Annotated in this window: 22 protein-coding genes; 10 read left to right on the top strand and 12 right to left on the bottom strand. The window is 71.0% G+C overall.

Annotation, left to right across the window (positions count from 1 at the left end):
- Positions 1 to 29: 29 nt before the first annotated feature.
- The 7 genes from ACWD5F_RS35840 to ACWD5F_RS35870 form a co-directional block, all read right to left on the bottom strand.
- A complete protein-coding gene (locus ACWD5F_RS35840; RefSeq protein ID WP_451260490.1) occupies positions 30 to 776 on the bottom strand; it encodes a GntR family transcriptional regulator in 747 nt (248 codons plus the stop codon).
- Positions 769 to 1935, bottom strand: a complete 1167-nt coding sequence (locus tag ACWD5F_RS35845) for an acyl-CoA dehydrogenase family protein (protein ID WP_451260491.1) — start codon at positions 1933 to 1935, stop codon at positions 769 to 771. Before ACWD5F_RS35845 ends, ACWD5F_RS35840 begins: the two co-directional genes overlap by 8 nt.
- Before the next feature lie 25 nt (positions 1936 to 1960).
- Entirely contained in the window at positions 1961 to 3145 is a 1185-nt protein-coding gene (locus tag ACWD5F_RS35850; RefSeq protein WP_451260492.1) for a CaiB/BaiF CoA transferase family protein, read from the bottom strand.
- A gap of 189 nt (positions 3146 to 3334) precedes the next feature.
- Positions 3335 to 3604 carry a hypothetical protein gene (locus ACWD5F_RS35855; protein ID WP_451260493.1) on the bottom strand — a complete coding sequence of 90 codons (270 nt, stop codon included), beginning with the start codon at positions 3602 to 3604 and terminating at the stop codon, positions 3335 to 3337.
- Between the two features lie 52 nt (positions 3605 to 3656).
- Positions 3657 to 5108, bottom strand: coding sequence for a FadD3 family acyl-CoA ligase (locus ACWD5F_RS35860; protein WP_451260494.1), 1452 nt, complete (start codon positions 5106 to 5108; stop codon positions 3657 to 3659).
- 14 nt (positions 5109 to 5122) lie between these two features.
- Complete coding sequence (locus ACWD5F_RS35865; protein WP_401711074.1) at positions 5123 to 6301, bottom strand: amidohydrolase family protein; 1179 nt, start codon at positions 6299 to 6301, stop codon at positions 5123 to 5125.
- 38 nt (positions 6302 to 6339) lie between these two features.
- A complete protein-coding gene (locus ACWD5F_RS35870) occupies positions 6340 to 7875 on the bottom strand; it encodes an AMP-binding protein (RefSeq protein ID WP_451260495.1) in 1536 nt (511 codons plus the stop codon).
- A gap of 104 nt (positions 7876 to 7979) precedes the next feature.
- Here ACWD5F_RS35870 and ACWD5F_RS35875 point away from each other — a divergent pair, with 104 nt between their 5' ends.
- Positions 7980 to 8699: an enoyl-CoA hydratase/isomerase family protein gene (locus tag ACWD5F_RS35875; protein ID WP_451260496.1), complete on the top strand. Its 720-nt coding sequence runs from the start codon at positions 7980 to 7982 to the stop codon at positions 8697 to 8699.
- Between the two features lie 368 nt (positions 8700 to 9067).
- Entirely contained in the window at positions 9068 to 9955 is an 888-nt protein-coding gene (locus tag ACWD5F_RS35880) for an LLM class F420-dependent oxidoreductase (protein ID WP_451260497.1), read from the top strand.
- A gap of 44 nt (positions 9956 to 9999) precedes the next feature.
- Here the strand turns inward: ACWD5F_RS35880 and ACWD5F_RS35885 are convergent, their stop codons facing one another.
- From ACWD5F_RS35885 to ACWD5F_RS35895, 3 genes are all read right to left on the bottom strand, one after another.
- Complete coding sequence (locus ACWD5F_RS35885) at positions 10000 to 10758, bottom strand: SDR family NAD(P)-dependent oxidoreductase (protein WP_451260498.1); 759 nt, start codon at positions 10756 to 10758, stop codon at positions 10000 to 10002.
- The gene (locus tag ACWD5F_RS35890) at positions 10755 to 11591 is read right to left on the bottom strand and encodes a TauD/TfdA dioxygenase family protein (protein WP_451260499.1); all 837 of its coding nucleotides are present in this window, start codon (positions 11589 to 11591) and stop codon (positions 10755 to 10757) included. Before ACWD5F_RS35890 ends, ACWD5F_RS35885 begins: the two co-directional genes overlap by 4 nt.
- A 119-nt stretch (positions 11592 to 11710) precedes the next feature.
- The gene (locus ACWD5F_RS35895; protein WP_451260500.1) at positions 11711 to 12961 is read right to left on the bottom strand and encodes an MFS transporter; all 1251 of its coding nucleotides are present in this window, start codon (positions 12959 to 12961) and stop codon (positions 11711 to 11713) included.
- 181 nt (positions 12962 to 13142) lie between these two features.
- On the opposite strand from ACWD5F_RS35895, the gene ACWD5F_RS35900 reads away from it, so the two are divergent.
- Entirely contained in the window at positions 13143 to 14063 is a 921-nt protein-coding gene (locus ACWD5F_RS35900) for a LysR family transcriptional regulator (protein ID WP_451260501.1), read from the top strand.
- A gap of 39 nt (positions 14064 to 14102) precedes the next feature.
- On the opposite strand, the gene ACWD5F_RS35905 is transcribed toward ACWD5F_RS35900, so the two are convergent.
- Positions 14103 to 15317, bottom strand: coding sequence for a CaiB/BaiF CoA transferase family protein (locus ACWD5F_RS35905; RefSeq protein WP_451260502.1), 1215 nt, complete (start codon positions 15315 to 15317; stop codon positions 14103 to 14105).
- Between the two features lie 276 nt (positions 15318 to 15593).
- On the opposite strand from ACWD5F_RS35905, the gene ACWD5F_RS35910 reads away from it, so the two are divergent.
- From ACWD5F_RS35910 to ACWD5F_RS35940, 7 genes are all read left to right on the top strand, one after another.
- Complete coding sequence (locus ACWD5F_RS35910; protein WP_401711047.1) at positions 15594 to 16454, top strand: mycofactocin-coupled SDR family oxidoreductase; 861 nt, start codon at positions 15594 to 15596, stop codon at positions 16452 to 16454.
- Positions 16455 to 16507: 53 nt separating this feature from the next.
- Positions 16508 to 16699, top strand: coding sequence for a ferredoxin (locus tag ACWD5F_RS35915; RefSeq protein WP_450352806.1), 192 nt, complete (start codon positions 16508 to 16510; stop codon positions 16697 to 16699).
- 16 nt (positions 16700 to 16715) lie between these two features.
- Positions 16716 to 18113 carry a cytochrome P450 gene (locus ACWD5F_RS35920; RefSeq protein ID WP_451260503.1) on the top strand — a complete coding sequence of 466 codons (1398 nt, stop codon included), beginning with the start codon at positions 16716 to 16718 and terminating at the stop codon, positions 18111 to 18113.
- 112 nt (positions 18114 to 18225) lie between these two features.
- Positions 18226 to 19872: a thiolase C-terminal domain-containing protein gene (locus ACWD5F_RS35925; protein WP_451260504.1), complete on the top strand. Its 1647-nt coding sequence runs from the start codon at positions 18226 to 18228 to the stop codon at positions 19870 to 19872.
- Positions 19869 to 20801, top strand: coding sequence for an alpha/beta hydrolase (locus ACWD5F_RS35930; protein WP_451260505.1), 933 nt, complete (start codon positions 19869 to 19871; stop codon positions 20799 to 20801). The genes ACWD5F_RS35925 and ACWD5F_RS35930 overlap by 4 nt, the downstream gene beginning before the upstream one ends.
- Positions 20798 to 21343 (top strand): DoxX family protein, encoded by a 546-nt coding sequence (locus tag ACWD5F_RS35935; RefSeq protein WP_451260506.1) that lies wholly within the window; start codon positions 20798 to 20800, stop codon positions 21341 to 21343. Before ACWD5F_RS35930 ends, ACWD5F_RS35935 begins: the two co-directional genes overlap by 4 nt.
- Positions 21343 to 22173 (top strand): NAD(P)-dependent oxidoreductase, encoded by an 831-nt coding sequence (locus tag ACWD5F_RS35940; protein WP_451260507.1) that lies wholly within the window; start codon positions 21343 to 21345, stop codon positions 22171 to 22173. Before ACWD5F_RS35935 ends, ACWD5F_RS35940 begins: the two co-directional genes overlap by 1 nt.
- On the opposite strand, the gene ACWD5F_RS35945 is transcribed toward ACWD5F_RS35940, so the two are convergent.
- A complete protein-coding gene (locus ACWD5F_RS35945) occupies positions 22166 to 22984 on the bottom strand; it encodes an aldo/keto reductase (RefSeq protein ID WP_451260508.1) in 819 nt (272 codons plus the stop codon). The genes ACWD5F_RS35940 and ACWD5F_RS35945 overlap by 8 nt on opposite strands.
- Positions 22985 to 22994 lie beyond the last annotated feature (10 nt).

Here is a 22994-nt window from a genome sequence, read left to right on the forward strand (position 1 = left end):
GTCAGAGACACCGCGTCAGAGACGTCGCGTCAGCGGTCGTTGCGCCGCAGTCGCACGCGGTACGAGTAGTGCTCGGGCAGGAAGTGGCTTATGGCCAGTTCGACGACCTGTCCGGCGGCGGTCTGGTAGACGCGGTCGATGCGCAGGAGCGGTCGGCCCGGTGCGCAGCCCAAGTGTCCGGCGATCTCCGCGGTGGCCTCGGCGATCGTGATGCTCTGCTCGGCCTCCGCGATCGGCTCGGGCAGCCGCTGGTCGAGCAGTCCGATGACGGTGAAGGCGTTCGGCGTGCCAGGCGAGGCCAGTTCCGGCACCGGCTCCAGCAACCGGCCGACGGCGGGCGGCAGCCAGACGGAGGTGTGGCAGAACGCCACGTCGTCGTGGAGCCGCAGGAAGGACAGCTTGTGCACCCGGTCGGCGTTGAGGCCGAGCCGGCCCGCCGCGTCGACGTCGACCCGTGCGTGCAGGGGAGTGACGACGTCCATGCGGGTGTCGATGGACAGTCCCATCAGGTCGTCCACCGAGCCGAACTGGCGCAGATACTGCTCCTCGCGGGGCATCGCGAACGTCCCGCGCCCCGGCACCCGGTGGACCAGCCCCTCGGCGACCAGGTCCTGGAACGCCCGCCGTACGGTCTGCCGGCTCACCTCGTGCCGCTGGGCCAGTTCGGCCTCGGTGGGCAGCCGGACCCCGTCGGGGAAGTCGTGCCGCAGGATCGCCGTCCGCAGCTCGCGCGCGAGTCTGAGATACGTACTCTCCCGCTGCGCCCGCTCAGCCATCGAGCCCGCCTCTCGCCACCAACTGGGCCGCGATCACGTTTCGTTGGATCTCGTTGGTGCCCTCGCCGACGATCATCAACGGCGCGTCCCGGAAGTACCGCTCGACGTCGAACTCGGTCGAGTAGCCGTAACCCCCGTGAATCCGGACCGCGTTGAGCGCGATCTCCATGGCCGTCTCCGACGCGAACAGCTTGGCCATGCCCGCCTCCATGTCCACCCGGCGCCCGGCATCGGCCTCCCGGGCCGCGTGCAGCGTCAGTTGGCGGGCGGCCGTGAGCTTGGTCGCCATGTCGGCGAGGTAGTTGCCGACCGACTGGTGGCGCCAGATCGGCTTGCCGAACGACTCCCGCTCCTGGGCGTAGCGCAGCGAGTCCTCCAGGGCCGCGCGGCCCACGCCCAGCGCACGGGCGGCGACCTGGAGCCGTCCGGTCTCCAGCCCCTTCATCATCTGACCGAAGCCCCGACCCTCGACACCGCCCAACAGGGCGTCCACGGGGGCGTGATAATCCTCGAAGGACAGCTCGCAGCTCTCCACTCCCTTGTAGCCGAGCTTGGGCAGGTCGCGGGAGACGATCAGACCGGGGCCGTGCTCGGCCAGCAGGACGGAGATGCCCTGGTGGCGCGGTTCGGCGGCCGGGTCGGTCTTGCACAGCAGCGCGATCAGGCCGGCGCGGCGGGAGTTGGTGATCCAGGTCTTCGCTCCGTTGACGACGTACTCGTCGCCCTCGCGGCGCGCGACGGTCGTCATCGCCTGGAGGTCGGAGCCGCCGCTCGGCTCGGTGAGCGCCATGGTGGCGCGGACCTCGCCGGTGGCGAGCCGCGGCAGGTGGCGTCGCTTCTGCTCCTCGGTGCCGTACAGGAGCACGAGTTTGGAGACGACGGTGTGGCCGCCCATCGCGCCGGCCAGGCTCATCCAGCCGCGCGCGAGTTCCTCGGTGACGAGCACGAAGCAGGGGGTGGAGACAGGGGTGCCGCCGTACTCCTCCGGAATCGCCAGGCCGTAGACGCCGAGTTCCTTCATCCGCTCGACGAGCTGCTCCGGATAGGTGTCCGCGTGCTCCAACTCCCGCACGACGGGCTTGACTTCCTTGTCCACGAACTCGCGCACGGTGCGCACGATCAGCCGCTCGTCGTCGGACAGGATGTCCAGAACACTCATCGGGGTCCTTCCGGTACGGCGTTGGTCAGACGACACCGTCGGCGCGCAGCGCCTCGATGTCGTCGCGGGTACGGCCGAGGTCGGTGAGGATCGCCTCGGTGTGCTCGCCGACGTCCGGGACGGGATCCATGCGCGCGGGCACCCCGGCGAGGTCGGCGGGCGGCACCAGCGCCTGCACGGTGGCGCCGGGCACGGCCACCTCCCGCCAGCGGTCGCGGCCCGACAGCACCGGGTGGTCCAGGAACGCGGCGATGTCGTTGACCCCGGCACCGGCGATGCCCATCGCCTCAAGGTCCTTGAGGAGTTCCTCGGCGTCGGAGCGGGCGAACCGGTCGGCGACGATCGCGTTGAGTTCCGCGCGATGGGCGACCCGGCCGGAACCGGTGGCGAAACGCGGGTCGTCCGTCAACTCCGGCCGCAGCAGGAACCGTTCGCACAGGATCGCCCACTCGCGTTCGTTCTGGATGGAGAACAGCACCTGCTTGCCGTCGGCGGTCGGGAAGGCGCCGTAGGGGGCGATCGTGGCGTGCTGGGTGCCCAGGCGGGCGGGCTGGGTGCCGCCGTAGCGCGTGTAGTAGGCGGGCTGGCTCACCCACTCGGCGAGCGCCTCGAAGAGGGACACCTCGACGGGGTGCACCCGGCCGGTGGTGGCCCGGGTGTAGAGGGCGGTGAGGACGCCGGTGTAGGCGTACATCCCGGCGGCGATGTCGGCGACGGAGATCCCGACCCGGGCGGTCTCCTCGGGGGTGCCGGTCAGCGAGACCAGGCCGGTCTGGGACTGCACCAGCAGGTCGTACGACTTGCGGTCGGCCCACGGCCCGTCCGTGCCGTAGCCGGAGATCGTGCACGGGATCAGCCGCGGGTACCGCTCGGTGAGGACGTCGACGCCGAGCCCGAGCCGGCCGACGGCGCCCGGCGCGAGGTTCTGCACGAACACGTCGGCGCCGGCGAGGAGTTGGTGCAGGATCTCCCGGCCGCGCGGGTCCTTGACGTTCAGGGTCAGGGACTCCTTGGAGCGGTTGAGCCAGACGAAGTAGCTGGAGTGGCCGTGCACGGTGGTGTCGTAACGCCGTGCGAAGTCCCCCTCACCGGGCCGCTCGATCTTGATCACGCGCGCGCCCAGGTCGGCCAGCTGCCGGGTGGTGTAGGGGGCGGCCACCGCCTGTTCCAGGCTGACCACCGTGATGCCGGACAGGGGGAGCTGCTGCACGGTCGTGCCTCCTGGTCCTGGTACGCCCCGGGCCGCAGGCGGCGGCCTTGTCTCCTCTGCGCAGATTTGTACGGCCAAATACGCGAGGGTGTCAACGTCGGGACGCCTTTGTGCACATCAATGCGGCACCGGAGCCCGTCGCGTGGACGAGGGCGCCCGGTGCCGCGGACGGTGTGCGAGACCGCCGCGTCAGGACTCCCGGCTGGGGTCGCACAGGACCATCACCGCACGCGCGACCAGTTCGCCCGCGCCGCCCAGCTCCTGGCGGTAGCGGTCCGTCATCCCGCGTACGGTCTCCGCGAAGTCCGGGTCGGCGGCGCGGGAGCGGACCGGGGGCGGAAGTTCCTGGGCCATCGCGCGGCGGCGGGCCAGGAGGGCGATGATCTCGTCGTCCAGGCGCTCGATGCCGGCGAGTGGCAACCGTGCCGTCAGGTCGGCCTCGTGGTTCGTCGTCGTCACGGTGGATCTCCGTTCTCCCGCGGGAGCGGCCGTCCGCTCCCGTCCTCGTCCCTCATCGCAATCGGTCCTTCAACACCTTGCCCGTCGCGGTCAGCGGCAACTCCTCACGGAACTCCACGGTCCGTGGCACCTTGAACCCGGCCATGTGCTCCCGGCTCCAGTCGATGAGCTCCTGCTCCGACACCGAGCCGTGCCGGACCACGAACGCCTTGCCCACCTGGCCCATCCGGTCGTCCGGCACGCCGATCACCGCGACCTGCGCCACCGCCGGGTGCTTGAGCAGGAAACCCTCGATCTCGGCCGGGTAGGCGTTGAAGCCGCCGACGATGAACATGTCCTTCTTGCGGCCGACGATCCTCAGGTGCCCCCGCTCGTCCAGGGACCCGAGGTCACCGGTGCGCAGCCAGCCGTGCGGGTCGATCGCCTCGGCCGTCGCGGCCGGGTCGTCGAGGTAGCCGCGCATCACGCTGTACCCGCGCACCAGCACCTCGCCGTCGCCGGCGATCCGGATCTCGACGCCGTCGCAGGGCGTGCCGACGGTCGTGGCGATGTCCTCGAAGGAGTCGCCCGGGCGGGAGGCGGTGACCGTGCCGGCCTCGGACAGCCCGTAGCCCGTCATGATCGACCGGAAGGGCAGCTCCTCACGGACCCTGCGGATGAGTTCCACCGGGATGTCGGCGGCCCCGGTGACCGCCGTACGCAGTGAGGACAGGTCCCGGCCGCCCTTCGACTGCGCCTCCAGGAGAGAGTGGTACAGCGTCGGCGGGCCCGGCAGCATCGTCACCCGCTCCCGCTCCACCAGGTCGAGCACGACGTCCACGTCGAACACCGGAACGGGCAGGATGGTGGCACCGCGGATCAGGGAGGCCACGCAGCCGGCCTTGTAGCCGAAGATGTGGAAGAACGGGTTGACGATCAAGTACCGGTCGCCCTCCCGCAGTTGGGCCAGGTCGCACCACTCGGCGTACAGCCGCAGCGTCTGCGCGTGCGTCATCAGCACACCCTTGGGGCGCCCTGTCGTGCCCGAGGTGAACACGATGTCCGCCACGTCGTCGCCGGCCACCGCGCGCTCGAACGGCGAGCCGCTGGTGAGGAAGTCCGACGTGAGGTCGATCACCGGCACACCCGGCGGTCCGGTGAACTCAAGCCCCAGGAAGCCCTGTTGGACCAGCACGGCCTTGGCGTCGCTGCGTACGACGATGTCGTGCGCCTCCTCGGCCCTGAACCGGGTGTTGACCGGGACCAGCACGCCCCCGGCGGTCAGCAGCCCGAACGCGGCCACGATCCACTCGGCCGAGTTGGGCGCCCAGATCGCGACCCGGTCGCCCTTCCCGACGCCCAGCGAGGCGAACGCGCCCGCCGCCACCCGTACCCGCTCGACGAGTTGGGAGAAGGTGAGACGGAGCGGGCCGTCGACGACCGCTTCGGCGGCACCGAAGCGGTCGCCCGCGCTGAGCACCATCTCGGGGATGCTCTCCCATGTCCCGTGCCGATCGACCGTCATGCGTCGATCGGCTCTCACGCGTCGATCAGCCGGGCGAGGTTGCCGCCCATGATCTTGGCCTGGTCGGCCGGATCCATGCGCTGGAGGGCGTCGATGTAGGAGACCGGGTCCGCGAGGCCCTCCGGGTGCGGGTAGTCCGAGCCGAACAGCACCCGTTCCACCCCGACGATCCCGGAGAGCGCGGCCATGTCCTCCTCCCAGAACGGGCTGATGTGGATGCGCCGCTTGACCTCCTCGACCGGGTCGCCCAGGAAGCCCTTGGGCTGCTTCTTGTAGATGTCGGTGAGCTGGTCGAGCAGCGGTACCAGCCAGGAGGAGCCGTTCTCGATGACCGCGACCTTCAGCTCCGGGAACCGGAACAGCGCCCCGTGGCAGACCCAGGAGGCCACCGCGTCGGTGACCGGCCGCCACTCGCCCAGCATCCGGAACACCTGCGCCTGGAACGGGGTCATCTCCTGCTGCCGGCCCTCCCAGTCGCTCGCGTAGCGGGAGTAGCCGCTGTCGGAGGAGTGCATGGCGACCAGCACCCCGGCCTCCTCCACCCGCTTCCAGAACGGGTCGAACTCCGGCAGCGCGAACGAGCGCGACCCGCCGAACCCGGGCACCGGCGCGGGGCGTACGAGGATGACCCGCGCCCCGCGCTCCAGGCACCACTCCAGCTCCTCGATCGCCTTCTCCACGATCGGCAGGCTGATCACCGGGGTGGTGTAGATCCGGTCCTTGTAGTTGAACTGCCAGGTCTCGTACAGCCATTGGTTGAGTGCGTGCACGACCACATGGATCAGCTCCGGGTCGTCCCGCAACCGTTCCTCGATCAGGCTGGCCAGCGTCGGGAACATCAGCGTCCGCCCGATGCTCAGCTCGTCCATCAGCTCCAGCCGCGGCCCGGGCTCGCGGAACGCGGGGATCGACCGCATCGGCTCGCCGAACAGCTCGCGGTGCGACTTGCCCTCCGGGTTGCCGTTGCGGAAGTAGTCCTCCCAGGCACCCGGCCGGGCGACCACCTCGAAGGTGGGGTTCGGGATGTAGTCGCTGATCCGACCCCGGATCGCGATCTTCGTACGGCCCTTCACCTGCACGTACTGGATCGCACTCGCGTACTGCTTCGGAAGGTGCCTGGTCAGCGCCTCCTCGGTCTCGTACAGGTGGTTGTCCGCGTCGAAGAGCGGATACGGCAGAGCACGCGACGACATGAGACCCTCCTTTGCGAATTGAGAGAATCGTATTCTCTTCACGTGCGTACGGCAATGTCCTGACGGAGCCGGAACTTCTGCACCTTGCCGCTGGCCGTCCGCGGGAACTCCTCGACCTCGTGCAGCTCCTCGGGCCACTTCTGCCGGGCCAGACCGACCTGTTCGAAGTGCGCGCGCATCTCATCGAGGGTGGGTACGGGGTGTCCGGGCAGCATGCGCAGGAAGGCGGCGGCGTGTTCGCCGAGTCGGGCGTCGGGCGCGGCGACGACCGCGGCCTCCGCGACGCCGGGCAGTGCGAGCAGCACGTCCTCCACCTCGACCGCGCTGATGTTCTCGCCGCCCCGGATGATCAGGTCGGACTTGCGGCCGGTGATGGTCAGATAGCCGTCCTCGTCCAGCACGCCGATATCGCCCGTGCGGTACCAGCCCTCGTCGTCGAACACCCGCGCCGTCAGCGCCGGGTCGGTGTAGCCGAGGCAGAGATCCGGACCCCGGCTGAGGATCTCGCCGTCCTCCGCCAGCCTGATCTCCACCCCGGACAGCGCGTCCCCGTCCGTGAACAGCCGCTTGGCCTCGGGGGCCGAGTGCCGGGACGAGGTGATCGAAGGATGCTCGGTGCTGCCGTAGGCCCGGAAGACGTGAATACCGAGGCGGGCCAGGCGTGTGGTGACGGCGACCGGGACCGACGAACCGCCCAGTCCCGCGTACCGCATGAACCGCAGATGCTCGGGGGTGAAGTCGGGGTGGTCGAGGAGGCTGGTGACGTAGTACGGGGCGCCGCCGCCGATGTGGAGGCCGTGGCCGGTCATCAGCCGGAGCGCCCGGCCCGGGTCCCATACGTCGGTGAGGTTGACCGGGGTGCCGTCGAGGACCGGGATCAGGAAGGCGTTGACCATGCCGATGAAGTGGCCGACGGGCGCGGCGGTGAGCTGGTCGCCGCGGTCGGGCGGGTAGCTCGCGGCCAGTTGGCGGGTCTCGTGGCCGAGGGTCTGGTGGCTGTGGACGACGCCCTTGGGGTCACGGGTCGTGCCGGAGGTGAAGGCGATCAGGGCGGGGCCGGTCGGGTCGGCGGGGAGTGTGCCGGTGAGCGGTGCGTCGCTGAGCAGCTCGTCGAAGTCGCGGCCCACCACGCCCACCACGGGCACGTCCGCGCACAGGTCCGGCTGGAACTCCAGATGGCCGAACCGTTCGGCGGTGACGAATACGCGTGGCCGGACCGCGTTGAGGATGTAGCCGACCTCCTTGCGCCCGTAGAAGTGGACGATCGGCACGACGGCCGCCCCGAGCAGGGCCGAGGCCCAGAAGACCGCGGCGGCCTCCATCCAGTTGGGCAGCTGGAAGGCGACGGTGTCACCGGGGCCCACGCCCCGCTCGCGCAGTCCGCCGGCCAGTCTGCGGGCGGTCCGTTCGACGTCCCGGAAGGTGCCGGACCAGGGGCGGACGGCCGAGTGCACCCGGAACGGGACGTCCGGCGCGTCGGCCAGGCCGCGGGCCAGCAGCTCCCCGATCGTGTCCCGGGTCCACCAGCCCTCGGTTTCGTAGCGTTCGACCAACTCGGCGGGGATCTTTCGCATGTGGCTGCTACCTCCGTACGCGGGCGGCTCTTCGAGGTGGCGATCGGCGGCGCATACGCTATTCTCGTATTTGGAGAATGCCAATATCCCTCGGGGGGAATCGCGTGATCGACCTCGAACTGGACGACGGCCTGGCCGTCCTCACGATCGACCGCCCCCATGCCCGCAACGCCATCTCGCTCGCCACGATGGACGAGTTGGACAAGGCGCTCGACGCGGCGGCGGGCGCACTGGCCCTGGTGATCAGGGGAGCGGGGGACAAGGCGTTCGTCTCCGGCGGCGACCTCAAGGAACTGGCCGCCATCCGTACCGAGGAGGACGCGGCGGCGATGGCATGGCGGATGCGGGGCATCTGCGACCGCATCGCCGGCTTCCCCGCGCCCGTGGTCGCCGCGCTCAACGGGCATGCCCTGGGCGGCGGGGCCGAGGTCGCCGTCGCCGCCGACATCCGGGTGGCCGCGGACGACATCAGGATCGGCTTCAACCAGGTGACGCTCGCGATCATGCCGGCGTGGGGCGGCGCCGAACGGCTCGCCGCCCTGGTCGGCAGGGGGCGCGCCCTGATGCTCGCGGGTTCCGGCATGGTTCTCGACGCCGTCGAGGCACGGCAACTCGGCCTGATCGACCGCGTGTTGCCACGGCCCGCCTTCGAGGAGGGCTGGCGCGCACTGGCCCGGTCCCTGGCGACCGGCCCGGCCGGCGAGGTCAAACGCGTGGTCGGAGAGGGCGGTTCGGCGGACGACGCGGTGCGCGCGTTCGCGCGGCTGTGGGCGTCCGACGCCCACTGGGCGGCGGCGGAGCGGCTCACGGCCCGCCGGAGGTGAACGATCGGAAGCGGGCAGATAGGCAACCTCTTGCCGGGCGTACGGAACCGGCCGAGGCGGCACGGGCCATCGCCGTCGGAGCCCTGAGGAGATCGGACCGCGGTCCGACGGTCTGCGCCGTCCGCTTCAACGGCCTCGACACTCCCTGGTGTCACGCCGCCATCATCGACGTCGAGACGGGTGGGCGCGATGCCCTGGACGGGGTGATTGTGCTCGGCTGCGACGGCTGGGAGGCCGTCGATCGAGTCAAGTCCCCCTGGCCGACGCGGTGTTCGCCCCCGCAGTGGATGAATTTCCGGCAGCCCGCGAGAGCATGGACCCTCCACAAAGCGTCGCTCGCACCCGCCGAGCGGCCACGGAGGTGACCGATGCGCTTCATCTTCCACTACCCGGAGACGACCGGAACCGACGGAGACGTGCTCGACGCCGGCCCCCTGCACCAGGTCGCCGCCGCGGCCGAGCGGGCCGGCTTCGACGGGCTGTCGCTCAGCGAACACCCCGTGCCCGGCGCCCGCTGGCTCGCCAACGGCGGCCACCAGACCCTCGACCCGTTCGTCGCGCTCGCCTATGCGGCCGCCGCGACCGAACGCCTGCGCCTGCTCACGTACTTGGCGGTCGCCCCGTACCGCAACCCCTTCCTGCTCGCCAAAGCCGCCGCCACCCTCGACAAGCTCTCCGGCGGGCGCCTGATCCTCGGGCTCGGCGCGGGCTACCAGAAGAGCGAGTTCCACGCCCTGGGGGTCGACATGGACGAACGCAACGCCTTGTTCGACGAGGTCCTGGACGTCCTCCCGCTGCACTGGAGCGGTGAGCAGTTCAGCTACCAGGGGCGACACTTCAGCGCCCGTGACGTGATCGCCCGGCCGCGGCCCGTGCAGCAGCCGATCCCGGTCTGGATCGGCGGCAACTCGAAGCTGAGCCGGCGCCGGGTCGCCGAACGGGCGCAGGGCTGGATGCCGATGTCCGGAGGGGCGCAACTGAGCGCGACGGCACGGACGCCGGTGCTCGGGACGGTGGCCGAACTGGCCGTGCAGATCGCCGAGTTGCGTGAAGCGGCGGCCGGGCGCTCCGACGGGATCGACGTCGTCCACTCCTACGGCGACGTCGAACCGGCCGTCGAGCCCGACCGGCACCGGGAGGCGTTCGCCGAGTTGGAGAAGGCCGGCGTCACGTGGACAGTGGTGTCGTGCCCGGCGCGGGCGGCCTCGTTCACGCTGGAGTTCCTGGAGGGCTTCGGCTCGACCTGTCTGCGGTGACCTCGAAGCCCCGAACCTCCGAAGCCCCGAACCTCCGCTGAACGTCAGGTGTTGCGCCCGCCGTTGACGCCGAGCACCTGACCGGTGATGTAGCCGGCCTCCTCCGACACCAGGAACGAGCACGCGGCGGCGATGTCCTCCGGTCGCCCCGGTCGCCGTACCGGCGTGCGCTCCGCGTGGTGGTCCACCGAGCCGCCCAGCAGACCCCGTTCCTCGGAGGCGCGCAGCATCGGGGTGTCGACGAAGCCGGGCGGAATGGTGTTCACGGTGATGCCCGCCGGACCGAGCTCCAGCGCGAGGGACTTGGTGAAGCCGACCAGACCGGCCTTGGACGCCACGTAGTGCGTCATGAACTGCTGCCCCGAATGGGCGCTGGACGAGGAGATGTTCACGATCCGCCCCCACCCGGCTTCCTTCATGTCCGGCACGACCGCCTGGCAGCAGTAGAACGGGCCGTTGAGGTTCACGGCCATGATCCGGTCCCAGGTCGCGTCGGCGATCTTCAGGAACGGGTCGAAGCCGCTCACCCCGGCGTTGTTGACCAGCACGACCACCGGACCGCCCAGGGTTTCCCGCACCCGTTGCACCGCCGCGTTCACCTGCGCACGGTCGGACACGTCGACACCCCCGAAGGCGACCGACTCGCCCCCCTTCTGCCGCGACTCCTCGGCGACCCGCTCGGCCGAGTCCTCGTTCAGGTCCAGTACGGCGGTGGCGAAACCGTCCTCGGCGAGCCGCTGCGCGATCGCGCGCCCGATGCCCGACCCGCCGCCCGTGACGATCGCGGTGCGTCGCTCGCTCATGCCACCTCCTCCTCGCCCGCCAGGGAGGTGCGGTGCATCAGCCGGGCGGAGGCCTCTCCATAGGGCAAGGCCCGGTGCAGCATGCCGGTGTTGTCCCAGATGACGAGGTCGCCCTGGCGCCAGCGATGGCGGAGGGTGAACTCCGGCCGGGTGGCCCAGTCGAGGAGCCGGTCCAGCAACTCCCGGCCCTCCTTCGCCGCGCGGCCGACCACCTCGCCGGCCGTGGCCCCGATCAGCAGGGACTTGCGGCCGCTGCGCCGGGTCCAGACGAGGGGGTGCTCGCGGGCCGGGTTGCGGTCCCAGGCGGCCCGTTCCTTCGGCGAGGGGTCCGGGGTGACCAGCAATTGCGAGGCGGCGAAGCTGTGCACGACCCGCACGCCGTCCAGCTCCTTCCGCTCTGTCTCGGACAATGCCTCGTACGCGGCGAAGGTGTTGGCGAACGCGGTGTCGCCCCCGCCGTCGTCCGCGATCCGACGTGCCGTCAACAGCGTCGCCCTGTTGGGCACTTCCTCCGTCGTTCCGTCGATGTGCCAGTGGAAGGTCGACTCGCGGTAGGCGGCCAGCGGGCTCTTGGACGGGTCGCGGGTGATCCGCTGGATCTCCGGGTGGGTGGCGTGGCCGCCCATCGGCAGCGGGACGACCTCGCCCAACAGGCCGCTGAACGCGACCAGTTCGTCGTCGTCGACGTCGGCCTCGCGGTAGATCACCACCCCGCGCCGCTCCAGGGCGGACCGGCACTCCGCCGCGACCCCCGGGTCGACCAGCCGGCTCCCGGACAGGCCCGAGATCTCCACGCCGGTGGTGGGGGTGAGTTCGGTGACGGTGACTGCCATCGCTGAGGCCCTTCTCTCGAATTCGCCAGGGAGATTCTCTGAGATGGAGAACGACGTTTCCGAAGCGTCAGATTACCCCGAGGGCGCCCAGCCGCGCTATGCGCGCGTATCGACTCCTGTCACGGCGAAGCCGGCGCCGCCTCGGCCTCCCGCGCCGCCGGATCCCGGTCGACGCGCGGCAGCAACAGCGGTGTCGCCAGCAGCAGTACGCCGGCCAGCGCGATCGCGGGGCGGATACCGATGACGCCGGCCAGCAGCCCCCACACCGCGGTCATCGCCGCGATCGAGGCCTTGCTGGTGACCGACCAGGCGGAGAGCGTACGGGCGATCCGGTCGTTCGCCGTCCGTTCGAGGCGGAAGGTGGAGTACACCGGATTGAACACCGCCGAGCAGACGATCAGCCCGAACTCGACGGCCATGACGAGCGCCAGACCGGACACGCCGGGCCCGATGAAGGCCAGCCCGACCGGCCACAGGGCGCGCAGTGTCCCGGAGGTGAGCAGAACGCGCCGTCGGCCGTAGCGGGCGACGAGTCCGCGGGCCATCCGTGAGCCGAGGAGGCCGCCCAGACAGGGCACGGCGAAGGCCAGCCCGTACTGCCAGGGCGGGAACCCGAGGTCGCCGACCATCAGGACCGCGAGCAGCGGCGAGACCGCCATGATCAGACCGTTGTTGAGGACCGTGTTGAAGAACAGCGGGCGCAGATCGGGGTGGCCCAGGATGTACCGCCACCCGTCGAGCAGACCGCTTGCCGACGCCCTCCCGCCGGCCGACGCGGGCGGCTCCTCCTTGCCGCCGATCGCGCGGAGCCCCAGCGCCGACAGGAGAAAGCTGACCGCGTTCGTCAGCACCGTCAGCACCGGGCCGAACAACCCGATCGCGGCGCCGCCGAGCGGCGGGCCGAGCACGGTCGTGGTCCACATCGTCGCCTCGAAGCGGCTGTTGGCGACGAGCAGGTCCTCCGTCGGCACCAGGGCCTTCAGGTACGCCCCACTGGCCGCGGTGAAGCTGATGTCGGCCGCCGCGGTGAGGACCGCCACAACCAGAAGTTGTACGAAGGTGAGCGCACCGAACGCGTAGGCGGCCGGGACCGTGAGCAGCGCCCCGCACCGGACCAGGTCCATCGCGATCATCACCGGCCGCTTGCGCCGGAACTCCATCCAGGGCCCGAGCGGCACCGCGACCGCCGCCCCGACCGCCAGCCCGGCCGCCGCCAGGGTCGACACCTCCAGGGGTCCGGCATGCAGGACGAGCACCGCGATCAAGGCGAACGCGTCGAAGGCGAGCCAGGTGCCGAGCGAACTGACCGCATAGGCCCCCCACAACCACCTGAACCGCCGCCCCAGCGACCGTTTCTCCCCCGTGCCCACGAACAACCCCTCCCGCACCCGTTGCCGACCCGCACATCAAAGCGGGCAACCGGGAGCAGATCAAACAACCATCCTGCCCGGCACGCGACAACCGGTAGTTGTCACGCGCAGCCGCCCATGTGGGGCCGGCGAGCCCCGGAAGTGGCCGCCGAGCCCCGGAGTCGGCGGTAGAACTGACCCCGTGGATCTCGATGCCGTACGCACCTTCGTGGCCGTCGCCGACGCCGGACAGTTCCGGGAGGCCGCCCTCTCCCTGTCGATCACCCAGCAGGCGGTCTCCAAGCGGGTCGCCGCGCTGGAGCGGGAACTGGCCGTGCGGCTGTTCACCCGCACGGCGCGCGGAGCCGTCCTCACGGTGGACGGGCAGGTCCTCCTGCCGCACGCCCGCGACCTGCTGCGCGCCGAGGAGCGGGCCGCGGCCTCGGTGCAACCCGGCCGACGCGCGCTCCGCGTCGACGTGATCGGACGCCGGCTCGCACCCGCCGACCTTCTACGGGACTTCCACCGGGCCCACCCCGAGGCCGCCCTCGACGTCGTGACCCTCTTCGACGCCGAGGCGGCGATCGCCGCGGTCCGCTCGGGGACCGTCGACGCGTCGTTCCGCGCCCTCACCCGCCCCGCCCGGCAACTGCCCGACGGACTCTCGGCCGCCCGCGTCCACCACGAGCCGCTCCAACTGCTCACCGGCCCGCAGCACGCGCTCGCCGCCGCCCGCGAGGTGACTCCGGCACGGCTGGCCGGGCACCGGATCTGGATGCCCGGCAATGTCGCCGGCACCGAATGGGCCGTCTTCTACGACGACCTGGCCGCCGCCTTCGGACTCACCATCGAGGTGACGGGCCCCGACTTCGGCACCGAGCCGCTCCTCGACACGATCGCCGACTCCCCGCACCTGGCGACCCTCGTCGGTGAAGGAACGCGCATGGTCTGGCCCGCCGACCACGACCTGCGGCGCATCCCGCTGCACGGCCCGACACCGGCGTACCCGCACTCGCTCCTGTGGCGCGCCGACAACCCGCACCCCACGCTCGCCCTGCTCCGCGCCCACCTCGGCACCGCACGCTCGGGCGGCGACCTCTGGACGCCGAAGTGGGCCCGCTGACCCGCGCGTTGACAGCCGTACGGTGACGACGGCCGGTCACTAGGTGACGGCGCCCGCCGCCTTCAGCTCCAGGATCCGGTCCCAGTCCAGCCCCAGCTCCAGCAGGATCTCCTCGGTCTGCGCCGCGAACTCGGGTGCCGGGCCCAGGTGCGGGGCGGTGACGTCGAACTGCACCGGATTCGCCACGAGTTCGAGCTCGCCGGCCGGCAGGATGTACTCGTTCGCCCTGACCTGCGCGTCCACGCCCACCTGTACGGAATCCTGTACGGGCGCCCAGGGCCCGGCCAGAGTCGCGAGCCGCTCCGTCCACTCCGCGAGCGTGCGGGTGGCGAACACCTCGCGGAGGATCTTGACCGCCTCCTCGGTGTTGGCGGCGATCTGCTCGGCCGTCGCGAAGCGCGGGTCCTCGGCCAGTTCGGGCCGGTCGAGGTGACGGCACACGTCGGCCCAGAACTTGCCCGGCTGGAGCATCACCAGCGACAGATAGCGGCCGTCGGCCGTGCGGTACAGGCCCGTCAGCGGATTGGCGGGGGAGTTGTGGGCCCCGGGTGGCGAGGCGACCCAGCTCCGGTCGAGGTGGAGGGAGAGCGCGATGCCGTGGCCCATCGCCCACACGCCGCTGCCGAGCAACGACACGTCCACGACGGACGGTTCGCCGGTGCGCTCGCGCTTCAGCAGCGCCGCCGCGATGCCTCCGGCGAGGTTCGTGCCGGAGATGGTGTCCCCGTAGGCGGGCACGGGCGGCGTGATCATGCCTTCCGTGCCGGGCGGCGTCAGACTGGCCGCCGTGCCGGCCCGCGCCCAGAACGCCGTCATGTCGTACCCGCCCCGGTCCGACTCCCGGCCCCGCGGACCGAGCGCGCTGCCGCGGGCGTAGACGATGTCCGGGTTCACCTCGCGGATGTCGGCCACGTCGATGCCGAACTTCCGCCGGGCGGAGGGCAGGAAGCTGGTGAGGAAGACGTCCGCCCGCCGGGTCAGCTCGTACAGCACCTCCTTGCCCTCGGGCCTGGCCATGTCGAGGCCGATGCTGCGCTTGCCCCGATTGGCGTGCTCCACATTGGGGTTGGGGTCGCCCTCGACCTTGAACGTGCCGGTCTGCCGCAGCCCGCGCTGCGGATCGCCGGTGACCGCGTGCTCGACCTTGACCACGTCCGCGCCCCAGTCGGCGAGCACGGCACCGGCGGACGGCACGAAGCCGTACATCGCCACTTCCAGCACCCGGATCCCGGCGAGAGGCCCTTCACCGCTCATGCGATCACCTCTCCGAAGGTCTTGTGCTCCATGAACTCCTCCACGTCGTGTGGAAATGAGGTTCTCTCAGACTGAGATCGCGTGAGTATTCAGGCGAGAACCCTACCGTGGCGCCAGGGGTCCGTCACGACCCGAGCAGGGCATTTCCCAGGGCTGTCGCGCGATGACACAAAGTCCGGACACGGGCCTTCCGGCCGACGCATCGTTGAAAGTAAGGTTCTCGCATTCGGAAGGGTGATTCTTGCCCACTGCTACAGGACAGGAAAGGAACCCGCCATGGGACGAGTCGAGGGCAAGGTCGCGTTCATCACGGGCGCCGCGCGCGGACAGGGCCGCAGCCATGCCGTACGGCTGGCCGAGGAGGGCGCCGACATCATCGCGGTGGACATCTGCCGCGACTTCGAGACGGTCGGCTACCCCATGGCCACCCCCGAGGACCTGAAGGAGACGGCCCGGCTGGTGGAGGAGCGGGGCCGGCGGATCGTCGCCCGCCAGGCCGACGTGCGAGACGCGGCACAACTGCGCGAGGCGCTGGAGGCCGGACTCGCCGAACTCGGCGGCCTGGACATCGTGGTGGCCCAGGCGGGCATCGCCCCGCTGCACGGCGAACCCAAGCTGCAGGCGTGGTGCGACGCCGTCGACGTCGACCTGATCGGCACCATCAACGCCATCCAGGTCGCCCTGCCGCACCTGCGCGAGGGTGCCTCGGTCATCGCCACCGGCTCGACCGCCGCCCTCATGGAACACGGCATCGTCGACACCCCCGGCGCCAACCCCGGTGGCTCCGGCTACGCGTTCGCCAAGCGGGCCCTGTCGGAGTACGTGCACGAACTCGCCCGCAATCTTGCCCCGTTGAACCAGCGCGCCAACGTCGTCCACCCCACCAACGTCGACACCCGCATGCTGCAGAGCGACCCGATGTACAAGTCCTTCCGGCCCGACCTCGAACACCCCACCCGGCAGGACGCCGAGCCGGCCTTCTCCGTGCAGCAGGCCATGCCGGTCTCGTTCGTCGAACCGGTCGACATCAGCAACGCGGTGCTCTTCCTCGCCTCCGACGAGGCCCGCTACATCACCGGCACCCAACTGCGCGTCGACGCCGGCGGCTACCTCAAGTGGTACGACTGGCGCAAGTGAACCGACGCCGCCCGATGAAGCCAAGTCGCCCACGAACAGAAGGAGTTGAAGAAGTGAAGGTCCGGGTCGACCCGGAGCGCTGCCAGGGCCACACGCTCTGCGCCATGATCGCTCCGAAGGCGTTCGAGCTCGACGAGATCGACGGCCATTCCTCGGCCGTCAGCGAAGAAGTCCCGGCCGACCAGGAAGCGGAGGTGCGGGAAGCCGCGCACTCCTGCCCGGAACGAGCCATCCAGCTGTTCTGAAGGGAGGGCGGAACCCATGAGCGAGGCCGCCGACGACGAACGCGAGAACGCCAGCAGTCGCGAGCAGGACGACGAGCGCAAGAAGGACCGGGTGCATTTCGACCGGCACACCCCCGAATACCGCCACCGGTTCGAGGAGATCACCCACGAACTGCACGGCAAATGCCCGATCGCCTGGACCGACGCCCACGGCGGCCACTGGGTCGCCAGCGGCAACCGCGAGGTCTTCGAACTGGCGCGCTCCGCCGAGTACTTGTCCAACGACCACGACGTGCAGGGCATCCGGCGCGGCTACAAGGGCATCACCATCCCCTCGCCGCCCCGCGCCCGCGAAGTGCAGGGCGGATTCCTGGAGATGGACCCGCCCGAACAGCGCTACTACCGCCAGACGCTCAACCCCTACCTCTCACCGGCGGCCGTCGCCCGCTGGATCCCCGTCGTCGACGAGGTGGTCCGCGCCTGTCTCGACGCGAAGATCGAGGAAGGGCGCATCGACTTCGTCGACGACCTCGCCAACGTGGTGCCGGCCGTCCTCACGCTGGCCATGATGGGCATCCCGCTCAAGGACTGGACCGTCTACAACGAGCCCGCCCACGCCTCGGTCTACACCCCGCCCAACTCGCCGGACATGCCCCGGGTCGCGGACCTGAGCCGCGCCATGGGCCAGGCCCTGTACCTGTCCCTCGTGGAGATCCGCGAGCACCCCAGGCCCGGCCTGGTCGACGCGCTGGCGCGGGCCGAGATCAACGGGAAGACCCCGTCCGACCTGGAGTTGGTCGGCGTCCTCGCCCTGCTGATCGGCGGCGGCTTCGACACGACGACGGCGCTCACCGCGCACGCCCTGGAATGGCTGTCGGACAACCCCGGTGAGCGGAACCGGCTCAGCAGCGAGCGGGACACCCTGCTGGACCCGGCCACCGAGGAGTTCCTGCGCTTCTTCACGCCGGCGCCGGGCGACGGCCGTACGTTCTCCGCCGACTGCGAGATCGCAGGACAGGAGTTCAAGGAGGGTGAACGCCTGTGGCTGTCCTGGGCGATGGCCAACCGGGACCCGGCGGTCTTCCCCGACCCGGACCGGGTCGACCTGGAGCGCAAGGGCAACCGGCACAGCAGCTTCGGCCTCGGCATCCACCGCTGCATCGGCTCGAACGTCGCGCGCACCGTGTTCAAGCGGATGGTGACGGCCGTGCTGGACCGGATGCCCGACTTCAGCTGCGACCCGGCCGGCACCGTCCACTACGAGACCATCGGCATCATCCAGGGCATGCGCCACCTCCCGGCGACCTTCACCCCGGGCAAGCGGCTCGGCCCACCGCTCGACGAGACGCTGGAGATCCTCCAACGCGCCTGCGACGAACAGCGCTTGGCCGAGCCGGTGACCGTACGGGCGGGACAGGCGCGGATCGTCCGCTGATATGCGGGCCGAGAGACGAGTGCGCTGAGCCGCAGGCCGAGAGTCGCGTGCGCTGAGTCGCAGACCCAGAGACGCGTCCGCCGAGACACAGGTCAGAGACGAAGGAGTGCAGGTGGCCGGAGCCCCGGGACGTCCCGTCCCCCTGATCACCGACCAGAACGAGTTCTTCTGGACGTCGGGGGCGGACGGACGGCTGCGGATCCAGGAGTGCGCCTCGTGCGCCTCCCTGATCCATCCGCCCCAGCCCGTGTGCCGCTACTGCCGCGGCCACGACCTGGGCGTCCGGACCGTCTCCGGCCTCGCCACCCTCATCGGCTTCACCGTCAACCACCGCTTCGTCCTGCCAGGACTGCCACCGCCGTACGTCGTCGCCCAGGTCGCCCTCGAAGAGGACCCCCGGGTCCGGCTCACCACCAACGCCGTCGAGTGCGACCCCGACCAACTCGCCCTGGGCATGCGGATGGAGGTCGTCTTCGAGCCCGTCGACGACGACGTATGGCTGCCGCTGTTCCGCCCCGCGGCCGAACAGGGCGACCCGGCGCCGCTCCCCGAGGACGGGCCGCCGCCCAGGTCCCGGCCCATGGCCACCGTCGACAAGTTCGAGGACAAGGTCGCGATCACCGGCATCGGCAGTTCACGGCTCGGCCGCCGGCTGATGGTCCAGCCGATCTCGCTCACCGTCGAGGCCTGCGAGGCGGCGGTCGCCGACGCCGGACTCACCCTCGACGACATCGACGGCCTGTCCACCTACCCCGGAGCCGGGGCGTACGGCGGTTTCGCCGAAGGCGGTGTCACCGCGCTGGAGTCCGCCCTCGGCATCCGGCCGAGTTGGTACAACGGCGGTGGCGAGACCTTCGGCCCCGGCGGCTCGCTCATGGCCGCGATGCTGGCCGTGGCCGGCGGACTCGCACGGCACGTGCTCTGCTTCCGCACCGTATGGGAGTCCACGTACGGCGAGTTGGTGAAACAGGGCAGGATCCCGGCACCGAGCGGCTCCGACCCCGGCTGGCTCAAGCCCTTCGGTGCCGTCTCCGCCGCCCACACCCTCGCGCAGAACGCCCAACGCCACTTCCACCGCTACGGCACCACCCGCGAGACCCTCGGCTGGATCGCCCTCAACCAGCGCGCCAACGCGGCCCTCAACCCCAGCGCGATCTACCGCGACCCGATGACCATGGACGACTACCTCCAGGCCCGCCCCATCACCACACCCTTCGGGCTCTACGACTGTGACGTCCCCTGCGACGGATCCGTCGCCGTCGTCGTCTCGGCCGTCGACACCGCCCGCGACCTGGCCCGACCCCCCGTTCTCGTCGAGGCCGTCGGCACGCAGATCACCGAGCGCCTCGAGTGGGACCAGAGCACCCTCACCCATGAACCCCAGGTCATCGGCCAGTCCGCGCATCTGTGGACCCGCACCTCGCTGCGCCCCGCCGACGTCGACGTGGCCCAGCTCTACGACGGCTTCACCTTCAACTGCCTCTCCTGGATAGAGGCGTTGGGCTTCTGCGGGATCGGTGAGGCGAAGGACTTCCTGGACGGAGGAAAGAACATCGCACGGGACGGCGTACTGCCCCTCAACACCCACGGCGGCCAGCTCTCGCACGGACGCACCCACGGCATGGGCCTCGTCCACGAGGCGATCGTCCAACTCCGAGGAACGGCCGGAGTCCGCCAGGTCCCGGACGCCCGGGTCGCCGTCGTCAGCTCGGGCGGCCTCACACCCAGCGGGGTCATCCTCCTCAGGACGGACACGTGACCCGGCCGACGGCGGCGGACGGCGACCCGCGCGTCGTGCCCGGTGCCGTCGACATCGACGGCATCTCCCTCTCGTACCGGGCGAGTTGGATCCCCGAGCCGCGTGCCGTCGTCCTCGCGCTGCACGGCGGCGGGACCAGGTCGACGTACTTCGACTGCCCGGGACACCCGCGGCTCTCGCTGCTGCGCACCGGCGCCGTGCTCGGCTTCTCCGTCCTCGCCCTCGACCGCCCGGGCTACGGCGCCTCGTTGCCCGACGCGCGGCAACTCACCGACCCCGCCCGCCGGGTGGACCTCGCGTTCGGTGTCCTGGACCGGCTGCTGGCCACGCGCCCGCGCGGTGCCGGTGTCTTCGTCCTGGCCCACTCCGCGGGCAGCGAACTCGCCGTACGGATGGCCGCCGACGCGCGGGGCCGTGAACTCCTCGGCCTGGAGCTGGCCGGCACCGGCCGGCACCACCACCCCCGCTCCACCGGCTTCCTGGAGCTGAACGACGAGGAACTGCGTCCCGCCGGGCGGGCCCGGTCACTGCTGTGGAAGGTGCTGTGGGGGCCCAACCACCTCTACCCTGCGGACGTGTTGGGCGGCGCGAGCATCGCCGCCGCCTCTCCGGAGTACGAGTCGGCGGCGCGCGGCTGGCGTCATGAATTCCCCGAACTGGCCCCCCGCGTGAGGGTTCCCGTGCAGTTCAGCCTGGGCGACCACGAGGAGGTGTGGAGCTCCGGGCCCGAGGCGCTGGCCGACATCGCCTCCCTCTTCACCGCCGCACCCCGGGTCCGCACCAACGAACAGCCGGACAGCGGCCACAACTTGAGCCTCGGCCACTCGGCCCGCGCCTACCACCTGAAGGTGCTGTCGTTCGCCGAGGAGTGCGCCGTGGCCCACGAGACCGACATCGCCGCGCACTCACGGCAGGGGAGAGCCGGATGAGCCACGCCGACACCACCGCGCTGCTGCTGATCCGCCTGGTCCTGGGCGCCGTCATGATCGCGCACGGCCTCAACCACTGGCGCGGCGGCGGCCGCATCGAGGGCACCGCACGCTGGTTCACCGGCCTCGGCCTGCGCCACGGCACGCTCCAGGCGTGGGCCAGCGTGCTCACCGAAGTCGGCGCGGGGGTCCTGCTGTTGGCGGGCCTGGTCACCCCGTTGGCCTGCGCGGCCGTCATCTCCGTGATGCTGGTCGCCGGCCTCCTCGCCCACCGGCCCAACGGCTTCTTCGTCTTCAAGGAGGGCTACGAGTACGTCCTCACCCTCGCCGTCTTGTCCCTCGCCCTCGCGGTGCTGGGGCCGGGGGACGTCTCGGTGGACGAGGCGGCCGGCATCGCCGTGACCGGTTGGGCGGGAGGCGCCATCGCGCTGGGCGTGGCCCTGGCGGCGACCACCGGCCTGCTCGCCACGTGCTGGCGCCCGAACCCACCGGCACCGGAGCCGACCCCCACCCCCTCACCCCATGAACAGGAGACCCGCTGATGCGCGTCGGATTCATCGGCCTGGGCAGCCAGGGCGGTCCCATGGCCCGCCGTATCGTCGACGCGGGCTACGAGACCACCCTGTGGGCCCGCCGCCCCGCCACCCTGGTCCCCTTCGCCGACACCCCCGCCCAACGCGCCTCGTCCCCGGTGGAGTTGGCGGCCGACAGCGACCTGGTCTGCGTCTGTGTCGTGGACGACGCCGACGTGGAGGAGATCCTCACCGGCGAGCACGGGGTTCTCGCCGGCCTGCGCAAGGGCGGGGTGGTCGCCGTGCACAGCACCGTCCACCCGGACACCTGCCGGCGCCTCGCCGACCGGGCCCGGACCCACGGCGTCACACTGATCGACGCTCCCGTCAGCGGGGGCGGCCCTGCGGCGGCCGAGGGACGGCTGGTGGTGATGGCCGGGGGAGAGCCCGGCACGGTCGCCTACTGCCGTCCCGTGTTCGAGACCTACGCCGATCCCGTCGTCCACATGGGCCCGCTCGGCACCGGCCAGCTCGCCAAGCTCCTCAACAACGTGCTGTTCACGGCCAACCTGGCCACGGCCGCCGACACCCTCGCCCTCGGCCGGGACCTGTCCGTGGACGCCGACGCGCTCGCCCGGGTCGTCGCGCACGGCAGCGGCGCCAGCTTCGCCCTCACCAGGATCGCGTCGGCCGGCGGCACCCTGGACCGCATCGCCGCCCACGCCGGACCCCTGCTCCGCAAGGACGTCCGGCTGGTGACCGATGTGGCCGAGGCGGCGGGGGCCCGGCCGGACGTCGTCACCGCGGCCGCGAACGTGGCCCTGGATCTGATGAACCAGGGCCGCTCGACGGTCAGTTGAGGGTGTCGGGGTCCGGACCCGTGCGCAGCCCGCGGTCCAGCTCCGCGATCGCGGCCATCTCCTCGTCGGCGAGCACGAAGTCGAAGACGTCGATGTTCTCGCGGATACGGGCGGGCGTCACCGACTTCGGGATCACCACGTTGCCCAGCTGAAGGTGCCAGCGCAGCACGACCTGGGCCGGCGACTTGCCGTGCCGCCCGGCGATCTCGGTCAGCGCGGACTCGCCCAGCACCGCGCCCTGGGCCAGCGGGCTCCAGGCCTCGGTGACGATCCCGAACTCGGCGTGCAGCGCCCGCAGTTCGCTCTGCTGAAGGCCGGGGTGCAGCTCGATCTGGTTGACCGCGGGCGCCAGCGAGGAGTTGTCCACCAGCCGACGCAGGTGCGCGGGCTGGAAGTTGGAGACACCGGCGGCACGGATCCGGCCGTCGGCGGCCAGCTTCTCGATGGCGCTCCACGAGTCGAGGTACAGGTCCCGGGCCGGCGTCGGCCAGTGGATCAGGTACAGGTCGACGTACTCCAGGCCCAGCTTCGCGAGGCTCGCGTCGAACGCGCGGAGCGTGGCGTCGTGGCCCTGGTCCGCGTTCCACAGCTTGGTGGTCACGAAGAGGTCTTCGCGGGCGAGGTCCGAGGCGGCGAGGGCGGCGCCGACGCCGGCCTCGTTGCCGTAGATCGCGGCGGTGTCGATGCTGCGGTAGCCCGCCTGAAGGGCGTTGGTGACGGCGGCGGTGGTCTCGGCATCGGGGACCTGGAAGACGCCGAAGCCGAGCTGGGGGATCTCGACGCCGTTGTTGAGGGTGACGGTGGGGGTCATGTGCGCTGTT

It is taken from the genome of Streptomyces sp. NPDC002499 (genome assembly GCF_053595415.1).